General features: G+C 53.6%; 11 protein-coding genes. All 11 read right to left on the reverse strand.

The genetic code is table 11. The features are described 5' to 3' along the window. Positions 1–46 precede the first annotated feature (46 nt). The 11 genes from qrcD to ACZ5EH_RS16275 all read right to left on the reverse strand — a co-directional run bounded on the left by qrcD (position 47) and on the right by ACZ5EH_RS16275 (position 13,187). Positions 47–1,276: a menaquinone reductase integral membrane subunit QrcD gene (gene qrcD, locus ACZ5EH_RS16225; protein ID WP_464274916.1), complete on the reverse strand. Its 1,230-nt coding sequence runs from the start codon at positions 1,274–1,276 to the stop codon at positions 47–49. 12 nt (positions 1,277–1,288) lie between these two features. After that, positions 1,289–2,179: a 4Fe-4S dicluster domain-containing protein gene (locus ACZ5EH_RS16230; RefSeq protein WP_464274917.1), complete on the reverse strand. Its 891-nt coding sequence runs from the start codon at positions 2,177–2,179 to the stop codon at positions 1,289–1,291. Positions 2,180–2,197: 18 nt separating this feature from the next. After that, positions 2,198–4,273: a menaquinone reductase molybdopterin-binding-like subunit QrcB gene (gene qrcB / locus ACZ5EH_RS16235; protein ID WP_464274918.1), complete on the reverse strand. Its 2,076-nt coding sequence runs from the start codon at positions 4,271–4,273 to the stop codon at positions 2,198–2,200. 14 nt (positions 4,274–4,287) lie between these two features. After that, positions 4,288–4,917 (reverse strand): menaquinone reductase multiheme cytochrome c subunit QrcA, encoded by a 630-nt coding sequence (qrcA, locus tag ACZ5EH_RS16240; RefSeq protein ID WP_464274919.1) that lies wholly within the window; start codon positions 4,915–4,917, stop codon positions 4,288–4,290. Positions 4,918–5,264: 347 nt separating this feature from the next. Further along, the gene (rfbC, locus tag ACZ5EH_RS16245; RefSeq protein ID WP_464274920.1) at positions 5,265–5,819 is read right to left on the reverse strand and encodes a dTDP-4-dehydrorhamnose 3,5-epimerase; all 555 of its coding nucleotides are present in this window, start codon (positions 5,817–5,819) and stop codon (positions 5,265–5,267) included. A gap of 28 nt (positions 5,820–5,847) precedes the next feature. Further along, positions 5,848–6,213, reverse strand: a complete 366-nt coding sequence (locus ACZ5EH_RS16250) for a PilZ domain-containing protein (protein ID WP_464274921.1) — start codon at positions 6,211–6,213, stop codon at positions 5,848–5,850. Between the two features lie 74 nt (positions 6,214–6,287). Beyond that, positions 6,288–7,535 carry a cytidine deaminase gene (locus ACZ5EH_RS16255; RefSeq protein WP_464274922.1) on the reverse strand — a complete coding sequence of 416 codons (1,248 nt, stop codon included), beginning with the start codon at positions 7,533–7,535 and terminating at the stop codon, positions 6,288–6,290. 17 nt (positions 7,536–7,552) lie between these two features. Next, positions 7,553–8,674, reverse strand: a complete 1,122-nt coding sequence (locus ACZ5EH_RS16260; RefSeq protein ID WP_464274923.1) for a radical SAM protein — start codon at positions 8,672–8,674, stop codon at positions 7,553–7,555. Positions 8,675–8,813: 139 nt separating this feature from the next. Continuing rightward, on the reverse strand, positions 8,814–10,241 hold the full coding sequence (locus tag ACZ5EH_RS16265) for an MATE family efflux transporter (RefSeq protein WP_464274924.1): 1,428 nt from the start codon (positions 10,239–10,241) through the stop codon (positions 8,814–8,816). A 106-nt stretch (positions 10,242–10,347) separates the two neighbouring features. Next, positions 10,348–11,205 (reverse strand): hypothetical protein, encoded by an 858-nt coding sequence (locus tag ACZ5EH_RS16270; protein ID WP_464274925.1) that lies wholly within the window; start codon positions 11,203–11,205, stop codon positions 10,348–10,350. 320 nt (positions 11,206–11,525) lie between these two features. Beyond that, on the reverse strand, positions 11,526–13,187 hold the full coding sequence (locus ACZ5EH_RS16275) for a glycosyltransferase family 39 protein (RefSeq protein WP_464274926.1): 1,662 nt from the start codon (positions 13,185–13,187) through the stop codon (positions 11,526–11,528). Positions 13,188–13,413 lie beyond the last annotated feature (226 nt).

Consider the following 13,413-nt stretch of genomic DNA (forward strand, 5'->3'; position numbering starts at 1 on the left):
TTTTGCCAGCCCCGTTCAAGGGTGCGGTAATTACGGGCGCAGATGCCTAGGCGTTGAGTTTACGCTCCTGCGGGAAGATAGGCAGGTAACGGTAGCTCAGGGAGAAGATGAGGAAGCCGTAGGCAATGACAAGTACGGAAGGCGCCCATTCAGCCCAGTTCGGTACGTAGCTCTGCCACTTGTCAAAAGGCATCACCGGAATGGCCAAGGCCTGAACGGTGAAGACGAAGCGGTTGATTATGACACCGATACAGTCGAGGGCGGCTGCAGTATAGAAGAGGGCGGGATTGTTGCGCAGAGAAGGTACGATGAGCAGTACCGCAGGAACAACACCGCAGAGACCGATTTCAGTCCAGAGCAGCCAGGAGCCGTAAACCTCGTTGAACATCTGGTCAAAGGTCAGTCCAACACTGGGCAGGTAGCCAGCGGCCCATGCCCAGGTGTCCAGAATCTTGAACACGATGTAGATGCACAGCATGGTGCCGGCAATTTTGCCCATGAGTTGCTTGGTTTTCCAGTCTACCAGCTTGCGACCGGTGAGAAACTCCATGAACCGTGCGATGATCACGGTGAAAACCGGGCCGGATGCAATGGCGCTGAGCACGAACAGGAAGAAGGTCCAGGGCCAGATGAAGAAACCTTCGCGGAAGGCAAAGGGACGGGCAAAGAGCACGCCGTACATGCCACCCAGGGAGCCTTGGTGAAAGAAGGACAAAAAGGCACCCATACCTGCAAAAAGAGGCATGTAAACGTGGAAGTTGTGCGCGATGTTGTGAATCAGCTTGTTTCTGTTCAGAACGCGGTTTTCAAGAATCATCGGCACGTATTCGATTGTCAGCACGCCCAGGTAGCAGGTGATGCAAAACATAACTTCTACCAGCATGGAGTGGACGTTGGGGTGCCAGAAACCGAACCAGGAGCGCGCAGGCTGTCCAACGTCAAGGCCAAGAATGATCATGGCGCCTGAGTAACAGACAAAACCCTTGATGACCGTCAGGTTGATGATGTTCTTGAGCTGGTCGATATTCAGGATGTAGCGCAGCAGCCCGGTGAAGAAGGCGCCAGCGCCCAGCGCGATAACAGCCAGGTCAAAAGTAATCCAGAGACCGAATCCAAAATAGTCATCCAGGCCGGTAACGCCGAGGCCGAACCCGAGGATGAAGAATATGGCGTATGTTCCCCAAGCCAGGCCAAGACCGATGAAAGCCAGCCAGGCGAGGAACTGCCACAAAGAGCAGCGTGTTGTGCCTTCGGGCCAGAGTGCTTGATCGTTCATTGCATCCTCCCCCTAGACCTTTTCGTCGGGCAGATAGTTATCAAGTTCACGCAGAACCCATTCACGGCGGCTGACGTAGAAGACCTGCGGGAACGTGCCGAGACGCTCAAGCATACGCCGTGCGTATGGGTGAAAGGTCTCCAGGTAGTCTGCGCCTTCGTGATGACCATGACCGTGTCCGTATTCACCAAACATGGCCTTGTACTGTTCTTCAGTGGGCTCATCTTTGAAAACGGCCTTGTGCACGGAGTGGTCGGGGTTGCGCAGGTCGCCGAACATGATGGCGCCGTTGGGGCAAGCTTCCGTGCAAGAAGTCTGGTATTCGCTCTCTTCCAGATCCCAAGGATCGCGGCCTTCAACACGCGCCTTATCTTTGGCTTTCATCCAGCGATGGTGGCAGAAGGTGCATTTTTCGACCACACCGCGAGGGCGTACAGAAACATCCGGACAAAGGGATTTTTCCATGCCTTCGGGCCAGACGGGATCGTACCAGTTGAAGTAACGTGCATGGTACGGGCATGAAGCCATGCAGTACCGGCAGCCGAAGCAGCGGGGGTACACTTGGCTCACGATGCCGCCGTTTTCGTCCTTTTTGGTAACCGTGGCAGGACAGACGGATACGCAGGACGGGATGCCACAGTGCATACAGGGGCGCGGCAGAAAGGCCGTATCGTGGTCAGGAAAGCTCATGCCGTTGGAGAGCTTGTAGACCAGCATCCAGTTCATGGAGCGCAGCTTGTTGGTGTGGTCCCGGTTCATTTTGCCGAAACCGCTGCGTTGCATGATGGGCACGTTGTTTTCCGCCTGGCAGGCGACCATGCACGCGCCACAGCCCGTGCACTTATCCAGGTCGATGGCCATCCCCCATCTGATGGTAAAGTCTATGTGTTCGTAGCTTTGCATGACGAGAGTCCCTTGCGCTTAGATTTTTGCGATCTTGACCGCGGTGGCATCCCAGGTGGAGAAGTTGCTGCCAGGCTCGACAGCTACCTTCATCAGCTGGGCCGTATTGCTGCCCTTGCCGCGGGTGAAGTCGTCAAAGGCGGTGTGGCCAAAGCCCAAGGGAGCTGCCACAACGTCCTGCATAATTCCTTCGTCTATGTGTACCAGTGCCTTGACCTCACCGGCATCGCTGGAAACGTTCACCAGATCGCCTTCCGTCACACCGACCTTGGAGGCCGTTGCGCCGTTCAGGTGAATGAAGGAGAGATCGCCCAAAAGCACGGTGTCGCGCACGGTCTTGAGGTTGAACGGTGGGGTGGACGTGGTGGAGGTACCGAAGTTGAGCTTGTCCACCGGAGCAAGGGATATTTCGGCAGCACCCTGCGGCGCAGCAGCCAACGCCTTGCTCAGGACAGCGGCGTTCAGCTTCGGCATGCCGATGCCGAGCAGGCCGGGGGCCTCTTCGTAACCGCCCTGCAGATCGTCAAAGCTGGCGTCGATGGAAGCGGCCTTGGCGTCCAGTACACTCTTGAAGTTGTCATACCCCATGTCCATGCCCAGGTTCTTGCCCAGCGCCAGAATAACATCCGGGGCCGCGGGACCGGGCACCAATTGGGGCGCCACGGGATAGACGCCAAAGTACATGGCCTTGCTCAGACCGTAAGGTGTCACGACATCGTCGTAACGCTCCAGCCCCATGGGGGTGGGCAGCACGACGTCGCAAGCCATGGCGGTCTCATCAAGGAAGCTGGTGAAGCTGACCTTGAAGGGAATTTCAGCCATGGCCTGGGTCATGGTCTTGGCCTGTGGCAGCGCGTAAGCCGGGTTGGCTTCGTAGAATACGATCATCTCAGGCTTGCTGCCGCCGTCTGCCAGGAAGCTGACCAGATCCTTGGCGTAGCGCTCCTCGATATTCATGGCCGCGTCGACCACATTGGTCATTTCGGGAATCACGGTCATGCCGCCGGGCTGATCAATGCCGCCAGAAGCGAGAAGGTTCAGCGCGGTGGTGAGAATCATGGGAGCAGCGCCTGCGCCCTGGTTGAACGAGGAGTCCACGATCACACAAGGGCTGGATGCTTTGGAAAGCTCATCTGCCAAGGCCTTGATCTGCCCTGCAGCAAGACCGGTGATCTTGGCTGCCGTGTCAGCGTCAAAACCTTTAACTGCGGCTTGCAGATCGCCGAATTCAGGGCTTTCGATGCTCTTGCCTGCAGCAATGAGAAGATTGACCAGCGCGGCTGCGAGAACACCTTCAGTGCCGGGCTTGATGGGCTTCCATTCGTCTGCGCCCGTGGCGGTGTTGTTCTGCACCGGTCCGGCGTAAACATACTTAGCCTCAGGCGTTTGGCCATGAGGACGCTTTGCGGAATAAGCCCTGCGGTTGTGGATAGCCGGTCCCCAGGACTCCAGAATATCAGCGCCGATGGCCAGCACGTAGTCGCTGTTTTCAAGGTCGTAACCAGGCTGCCCCTGGTTGCCCATGACGGTCTTCCAGGTGCGCATGGCGTTCTGGGATTCGCTCGGCATGATGAAGAAGTTGGAGGAGCCGGCCAATTTGCAGAAGCCGGAAAGAACTTCGTTCACGCTGCCGTTCTGGTCGCCGGAAACGACGGCCAGCTTGTCTTTAACGCCCTTGATCGAGCTGAGCTTCTCTTCGATCAGGTTCAGGGCGACATCCCAGGTTACAGCACTGAATCCACCGTCAGGTCCCTTGACCATGGGGCGCTTGAGGCGAGCAGGGCTGTAAAGCAGTTGAACTTCCGCGGCCGCCATGGAGGACAGCTTGCCGCCGGAAAGCGGGCTGTCAGCGTCGCCTATGGCGCGGATCGGAAATCCGGCTACCTTGCGTACGCTGATACCGCAGTTAGTGGGGCAGAGTTTGCTGACCGTTTTTTCATACGTGGATGCGCCTTTCAGGTTGCGCGGAATCCACGGCCAGTTCTGCGTCCATATAGATATGTCGTCAGTCAGTTTCCAGGGGATGGGCGTGAACAGCGTGCCCACTGCTCCACCGACCAGGAATTGGATGAATCCTCTTCTGTCAAGTCCCATCGTTCCACCCTCGCTTATTTATGGCACACGAAACAGGCGTTGCTTGCATTGGTGTTATCCCTGTGGGCCTCGATAGCGTGGCACTCTTCACAGGTGTACATCTTCATCGTGTCTTTGCTGTACCCGGTCAGCCTGTTCTTCTTGAATTGCGGAGGGGTATCCATCTCGGCCACATTGGGGTGGCACTCGGAGCACAACTCGGGCTGCTCATAATCATGGCACATGCCACAGTTTTCCATGTTGTGAACAGCATGGCTGAAGAAGACGTTGTCCGGCTGCTTTTGATATACCAGCCAGTCCACTTCCTTTTCTTTTTCCACGTACTCAGTGATAAATTGTGCTTCTGCATGACTTTCACCCATCATGCCGGAGTGGCACTGAGCGCAGTCCTCGGTCGTAGGCATACCGTGGTAGGTGCCGTCCTCGTTGAAGTAGTGACACGTATCGCACTCCATGCCAGCTTCTTCGATATGCACCACGTGGCTGAAGTGAACAGGCTGATGCTCTTCGCTGAACAGCGCTTTGGGAAAGAGCCACCACCCTGCCACGAGGGCCACGACGATACCGAAGAAAAAGGGCAAGACAGAGCACGAGCACTGCCCCTTTTCCTGTTCGCCAGAGACCATGCCTTTCCTGTCCTCCATATCCCTATCCGCCTCATTTAGAATTGAAAATAAAGGAAATACCTCTGCGTAACGACAAGTCTTCTACCTGCGAGACTTGATTTATGTCAAGGTGAAACAATTCACGAGCAGTCATATCGTGAAAATTTTCGCCACCTCACAATTCCTTGTCAGGCCTCGGTTGCTGCTATTTTTCCAGAATCTTCAAGGCTTCGGCGTATGCATCTTCCCACAAGACAAGGGGGAAATTCTGGCCGTAAATTTTTTCTCCAGGCCAAAAAGTAAGCCAAGTTATCGGCTTTGCTTTTTATTTGGAGCAAAAAGAAAACTTTTTGCTTCTTTGGTTCGCAAACCAGTTTTGTAGTGGATCAAAACGTAAAAGGAGAGTCGAAATCTGCAAAGGAAGAAAGATGCGTGTCCTTTTCGGAAAGCAAAGGAGATTTCTCAGGCCAGACAATGGCCAGGTCCGGGTCATCCCACGCTATGCCTGCATCGTTTTCAGGAGAATAGGGAGCATCGACCTTGTACAGAAATTCGCACCCCGGTTCCAACGTCAGATAACCATGAGCCAGGCCTTTGGGGATCAACAACTGCAGAAAATTGTCTGCAGAAAGTTCAAAGGAGAGCCACTGACCGTAGGCAGGGGAGCCTTTGCGCAAGTCCACCACTACATCCAGCACCCTTCCGCTGGTAACTCGCACAAGCTTTGTCTGGGCCATGGGTGGTGTCTGGAAGTGCATGCCCCTGAGCACACCTGCCTGTTCGGAACGCGCGTGGTTGTCTTGCATGAAAATGGGCGCTTCTATGCCCTGTTCTTCAAGTTTGCGGGCATTGAAGCTTTCATAGAAAAACCCACGCTGGTCTTTGAAAACACGCGGTTCTATTGTCCACAGTCCTGGAATAGCGGTGGGTGTAATATTCATTCTCGGTTCTTGTATAAAAGCTGTGCTGCTAATCTAAGAACGGTTCCTGCGCCTGTTCTCTGTCGATTGCGTCCGGATCTGTCGATGAAAAACGGATGATGTTGCGGAGGTGGGAATAGCTTTCCTCATCCATGGAGGTAAAATCTACAGCCACGCGCTTCTCGCTGCTACGTACGACCTTGCCATGGATGGAAAGCTCCGTTTCCTGAGTCAACGGCAGCACGACAAGGCAGTTATCGCCGCTTTTTGGTGGTGGGGCGTCTGGGGTATCGATATCGCACAGCACTCCCTTCAAACTCACGTTTTCCGTAGTCATGGCCAGGGAGCGGGAAGCAAATTCGAGTTTACCCTTGAATTTACCTTCCACCCGTGTTCGCTTTCTGTGGTCTTCCATCTGCGTGCTCCTGCAGGGTGGGCATCGCCCTAAAATTGATAGTCAGCTATTCTTGGCGCAGTCGCAAGGGCTTGTCAATTAACGGATTCAAGGATGGTTTCACTTTCCTGATCCTGAGGGTAGGGCAGCAACTGCGTTACCATTAATGTCTGATAAGTGCCTTTACGGGGTTCTGTAACAACAAGAATTTCAGGCCCGAATTCAAAAAGCAGTCTGCGTTCTTCAGCAGAGGGCGCAACAGGGGCGCCATCGCTGCGCACATTAACAGCAGCAACAAAGTCTGATTCACCTGCCGCCACGGCATTGTGCACTGCCACTTGCAGGGCACTGGCATTGAGCTGGGAAAGCCCGTTTTCCACGTTGCACCCTGTGTAGATGGTGCCGGTACGCCCCATCACTGCTGCACCAAACGCCTGCTCAGAATAAGGAGCGTAGGCATACGCCGCTGCTTCGGTGGCTTTTGAGATCAGGTCTTTGATCTGCTCCTGTGTGATTTCTGTGACAAACCATTTGCGGAAAATCCGGTCGTATTCGCCTGATTCACGGACTTGGCGCAGGCCACTATCGATCATCTTGGCCAGTTCCTTGTCTTCCCGGTAGACGGCGTAATACACGTTCACCACAGCAAGGGGCGTGCAACACGGGCTTATGCCCTGGATGCCCACCTTCTGCATCAGAAAGTAGGCGGTTCGATCCGCCCCGAAATAGGCATCCACCTGTTCAGCCTGTACCGCCTGCAAGGCTTCCAGATCAGAGGGAAAGGTGACAACTATCACCCCCCCGCGCATCTTGAGCATTGTTTCGTACAGGGAATCCTTTTTTACCCCCACCCGCTTTGCAGCCATTTCGGAAAGGTTGGCTACGCGCTTGAAATCTTTCATAAAGAAGCGGGCTCGCAAAGGGATGACAGGGCGCTCGGTAAACGTATACAGCAATTTACGCTGTTCGGTCTTGATCATGCCGGAGCTGACCTGCACGTTGCCGGAGGAGAGCTGGAGCAAGACTTCCCCCCATTCAAGGGGGCGGGGCATCAATTTAATGTTATGCCCCTCAAGCACTGCGCGCAGCAACTCAATGTCAAACCCTTCCACCTTTCCTTCCCGTTCATAGGAAAAAGGCGGGAAGGCGCGATCATACCCGTACACATACCGGCGGGGGCGGTTCGGGTCCATTTCCACCGAGTCGGTGTTTCCGGGCTGCTCAGCGGCGACGGCTGTAAAGAAAAAGCCGGTACAGAGCGTCAGGAACGTCAGCAAACCGAATAGCAGGGCAGCGAAAGCTGGGCGGCGCATCGAATAGAACTGACAAAACCTGTTCTCCATATCGGGCTCCTTCGGGGTCAGGCTCCAGCGCCACGCAGGGCGGTGAAGGCATTGGAGGGGTAATTTTCAAAGTGGAAACCATGGCAGAAGCCACATACGCGTGGGATACGCCCCTTGTTGAAGTCCTCGCGAACTTCGCGCATACGCTGTCCGTTCCAGATTTCCTGAAGGCTGTTTTCCTGCAGATTGCCCAGAACGTATTGCGGTGCTGCGCAGCATAGCGAGACTTTACCGCTTTGCCGCACAAGCAGCTGGCCGAACCAGGGCGCCATGCAGGAACCTTTGCGCAGGTTGATGGGGAAAACGTTGCGCCCGGTAATGGCTTTACTGGCGCTGTTCACCGTGTTTTTCCAATTATAACCGCCGAACAAGGATTTGGGCATGGTGCCCCACCCGATATTCAGCCCCAACTCCTTGCCCAGCGCCTCGTAGTCGGCCTTGCGCTCCAGGAAGGTGCGGATAACATCACGATTGAATTGTTGGTAATAGCTGAAGGTAAAATCCCTGTCGGGCATCTTTTGCCCCTTGAGGGAGTACCAGTTGGGGTTGAGCTTTTGGAAGCGGACTTCCGGTATCTTCAGCTCCGCTGCAAGGCGCAGGAAATCTTCGATTTCATCGATATTTTCCTTCATGACGATGAAGGAGAAACCCAGGTAGGGGTGCTTGCCCGTGGCTTCACACCGCTCCACGAGATAGGCGATGTTGCGTTTTATTTTGTCGAAGTCCTGCCCCATGACGCGGCGGTAGGTTTCAGGTCGGCCGGAGTGGATGGAAAAACGGATGGAAAGACGTGTGCGGGCAAGTTTTTCGGCCACTTTTTTGTTCAGGAAGAAGGCGGTGGTGTTCATGTGTAACACCAGGTCGTTTTCCACGGCGCGGTCCACGAAGTAGTCCAAATCCGCCAGCAATGGCTCGCCCAGTCCGTGAATCGCTAAGACTTCCATATCCTTATAATAGGGCTCCATGGCGTTCAGGAGCTGTTCGTCGGCGCGTACGGGCTTGGTGCCGCGAATATGGCACATAGCGCAGGTGTATACGCAACCTCTAACCGATTCCAGGTAGACGACTGGAGGTGGGGATTCCACGACCACTTTTTTTTCGCGGAATTCCTGCATCACTTTTGAGAAATCTTTGCTCATGTCTGTGTCCGATATGTGTTTGCGGATAGCAGGCGGTATGCAACCCGCCTTGCTTCTTCACTACGATCTCAGCTGCCGTGTGCAGCATGCTACACTGAAGAGCAGTGCGAATCCAGTTTCAATGAGGTTACGGCTGGAATCAATTGTTGGCTCTGCCGCTTTTGCGCTCAAAATCCTTTTTCCAGCGCAGTGTCAGCCAGAGCACGGGCACGAGCGCCAGTACTTCTCCCGCTTCGCGAAAAAGATATTCGTGCCCCCCGTAATAAAGGGCTGCGCCTATGCTCATGGCCAAGAGCAACTGGAAGACTGATTTGAAGTCAATCATGTTGAAACGGTACTGGCAGTACCCAACGGAGAGTAACGCGACAAATCCTTTTGTGATGACAATGGCAAGGGCTGTGCCCAGCAAGGGGTCGTGAGGGATGAGGGTCATGCACAATATGAGGTTCACCACCAGCCCGGCCACAAAAAAGCCCAACAGCAGGGTTTGCTTATGAGAGCTGATCATGAGGTATACGGCCAGGTTGTGGATAAAAGCGAAGATGATGGAGAATACAAGATACTTCTGCATCCAGACCGCGGCCTGGTATTCCGGGCCGTAAATCAAAAGGATGATGCGATCGCTTTCAATGAACAGCACGAACATGACGCAGATGGCGGCTGCCATGAGCCAGCGCGAGGACGTTCTGGCAAGGGAGCGGAACGCATCCTTGTCGTTCATCCACAGTTTGGCGAAAATGGGAAACATGACGCGCCCCAAGAGCATGCCCGAAACCATGGAGCAAATGCCTTCAATGGTCTGCCAGGTCACGCTGTACTGGGCAACGCCGTCTGCACCGCTGGCGTTTTGCAGAAAGAAGATGTTAATTTTATTGTAAAAAATGGAGACTACGGCCATGCCGGTAAAGACAATGCTGCTTTTCCAGGTCTCCCAGACCGTCCCCAGTTTTTTCCAATCGATATGAAATTTTGCGCGCCGCATGACACTGGTGAAGGCGCCGGTCATGTTGCTGGCCGTTTCCACCAGCTTGAAAAACGCAACACCCACGGGAGGCATGCCTAGAAACAGGGCCCCAAGGCCATAACCGAAGCCGATGCCTGCGGAGATTGTCTTGAGCCTGCCCTCTACATCCTGCCGGCCGAGGATCTGAAGCACCACGAAAAAGGTGCTGTTCAGGGCTTCCATGCCAACGGCGGTGGCAATGATCACCACCAGCCATCTAAGCTGTGGGTCGTAATCCTGCCAGAAAATGAATCCCAGCATCCCCAGCCAGGCCATGGCCAGAAGCACCAGCTTCAGCAGGGTGAATTGCGCCGCCAGGGCGGTAGGGTAATCCGCCTTGCGCGCGAGCATGGTGGCCAGGTGTTGGTTCAGCCCGCATTCGGATACGAAGCGGACGATCTGCCCTATGGAGAGGGCGAGCATGAACTGCCCGTAAGTGGTGGTGAAGTTACGGGCCAGGTAAATCAGGAACAGGGTCTGAAAAAGTTCGCGTGCCCAGTGGGCGCTGAACAAATACGCGAACTTGCGCAATATGCGGTGTTGGGGCTTTGTATTTTCTGGCATGTGGGAGTGTGTCGGCACTTATGGTGCACAATGGGTGAAGTCCCGGGCGGAACGCGACCAGGACACTGCGCGCTCTACAAAGGGGGGGCGTTACTGTCAAGCTCCATCAATGCCGCGGTTTGCTTGTAAGCCGTTTTACAAGCGCCCGTGCTTCGGCCTTGTGCGCCTTGTATACCTGTTTGGCGAATGAAGTGAGGGGCTTTTTGAATTTTTCGATGTCCGGCAGTTCGGGCAAAGGCTGCACCCCTTGTTCATGACAGCTCACCAGGGAAATTTCCAGGGATTGGTCCAGAGAGCAGCAATAGTTGTCGAGCGTAGCGCCGGTAATCCGCTCTTTGTCGGTGGTCTCGGGGTTCATATTGTGGGCGAATCCCAATACGCAGGACGGCGCCAGCCCTTCATTTACCTTGCGGATACGGCGGTTAATGTGCGCGGCCCAATCCGTGAGCAGCTTGTAATGCATGGAAAGCCGTTTACGTTGTGGCGCATTTGCACCACCCAGGGCATAGCCCTCGCGTTTGTTTTCGTCACCAGCACCTGCAGTGTCGGGTTGCATGGCGGCAGGGATCTTGTAGTATTCCCCATTCATATAATTATCAAAGGCTTTTTGCTGCTCTGCACAGGCCTTGAGAAATATTTCCATAAAGCGCCCCTTACTGGTGAAGGCAAACGGGGGGCGGAAGTCAATCCTGGCTTTGGCGGGGTCTATTTCGGCAAAAACCTTAGAAGGAGGTACGCCCAGAATGACGTAATAATCATGGGCGTTTTCCTCGGTAAACAGCAGGGCATGGACAAGGGCAGCCTTGCGCAACGCCTGCTTGCGCTGCTCATTGAGTTGTACTGCCTGGGCGCAGAAACGTTCCTTTTCATCCTCTATGGAAACGCGCTCACCAAAAAAATTCTCAGCCATCTCAAGAAGGGTTTCCTGGGACAGAGAATCACAAAAATCATCGAAATGGCTCATTGGTCTGCTCTTGGTCTACGCCACAAAGGGCGGCATGGGAAAAAGGCGCACATGGATATGATTTGTAAGACTGGTGGTGAGCAGTGTCAAACCGGGGAGAAGGGACAAAGGTGCTGCAGGGTAAGTTGTTTTAGGGCAGTGAATACCTGGTGTGAAGGCTGACCAATCTCCATTTTGCTCCACTCAATTCGAGTATTCAATCCCCTCAAGGGATGAGAAAATAAAAAAACGGTAGTACTCCAATGCTGTGAGTATCCTTCTGACCATTGTGACCATCCGTAAAGATGGATGCGAGCGAGGCATTTTTGGATGAAATACTCCTATTCGCCTTCTATTGTTGATTTCTGTTGCTGAGGCGCTGCAGGTGTGTCCAGCGATTTGCGGAGTTCGATCACAAGCGGGTCCTTAGGACGATGACTCTCAAGCTTTTCAAGGGCCTTAAGGGCCTCTTCTTTTCTATCCAACTCCAAGAGCAGAACCGGCTTTAAACGAATGGCAGGAATATATCCTGGCAGTATACCTTCTGCCTGTTGTACGTAGTCGAGTGCTTCTTGATTCTTACCCAAAAAGTGAAGCGCAAGAGCAATTTTGCACATGGTCTTGTGGTTACCAGGTGCGAGTTGCAAAGCTTTTTGCAGGAATGGCAGCCCCCTTTCTGGCTGGTAGGCTTGGACGAGAGCCTCACCATACCAGGCCAGCGCCCTTGAATTTTCTGGCTGCTTTTGAACAGTATCTTCCCAGAGCCTGAGCGAACTTGAAAAGTCTCTATTACGTGAGACGGTGGTTGCACCGAGCACCAGGACGAGAAATAAACCAGCAAGAAAGATAACTTGCCGGGATGCATGGATTCGTCCCGCAAGTAGCACCAGGGCTGTAGTGAAAAGGATGGAGAGAAAGGCCAGTGGCAGGTACACGCGATAATCGCAGGCTACGAGAGAAATAGGGAGAATGCTTGATGTGGGGGCAAGCACCAGAAAAAAAGCAAAGAGAAGAAACGCCCATCCCTTTCGCTTGAAAATTCCTACAAACGTGACGCCTAACAAAACTGCAATGCAAAGCGTTTCCAGCCAGACATCCTGCAGCCCAACCAGTGGCCAATCGTAATCAAATGCAAGGTTGAAAGGCCATATTATCTGTTTCAGGTAATGGACAATTACTCCCATTTGGGTAGTCAGGTAGCCCAGGACATCCGGGTCTTGCATCATCGAACCCGTTGCCGCCTGCCTGCCAGTCAGTGTGAGAGGCGCCAGCAATAACCAGCAACTGGACAAAAACAAATATAAAATTGGAGAATTTCGCAGGGCCTTAATGGGGCCTTTAGAGATAAAAAGCCAATCAAACGCCAGCACTAAAAGTGGAGCTACGGCGATGACTTCTTTGGTGCCAGCGCCAAGAAAACAGAACACGCCTGCAAAGAAGGCCCATTTTTTCGAGCTGTCCGGCTGCAGACTCTTATACGCGCAATACAGCGTTGCGACGAGAAAGAGGGCCATCAGTGATTCGGCCCGCTGTGTTATGTACGTCACCGCCAGAGTATTGACCGGGTGAATCATCCAGAGCAACGCCCCAAAACCTGCCACTGGCACAGCGTTTTTTTTCAGTCTCTTGCCAAAGAGACCATCGGAAAGCACACGGCGCACAAGCATGAAAAGGATGAGAGCCGTTGCCAGGTGGATAAGGATGTTGAACGCCCTGTGTGCCCAGGGAGCAGTGCCGCTGATGGCGTAGGTTATGGCGAAAGTGAAGTTGGTGAAAGGACGGCCACTGTATGAAGAGAGTTTCTGTGGAATCAGAGGCTTCCAGGGAGGGGACAAGGAGCGAATGCTGCTGTTCTGCGCGATGTTGAGGATGTCGTCGTATACAAGAGGGAAGTTGATCGTCCAGCTATACAGGGCAATACAGGCAAAAATGAGTATTACGCACCATACCCGGGCATCATGAAACGTCATCGGTGGGGTCTGAGAGGGGAACGCCTTTTCCATGGACACCGCGCTTTTTTGTAAACCAAATACAACAATTGGGTTGTTGAATATCTTTCAATACAAATGTCTGCAAATAACAAATTATTAAGTTGGGTTACAGGGTGATTATTGTCAAGTCACATTACTGTTCAAGGCATGAAGAAATGTAGAAGACAGGTGACGACAGCCGTATAAGACAATACGCGCAGATTGTGTTCATGGGCATTTCCGAACGGTTCTTCATCCC

It is taken from the genome of Desulfovibrio biadhensis (genome assembly GCF_055388615.1).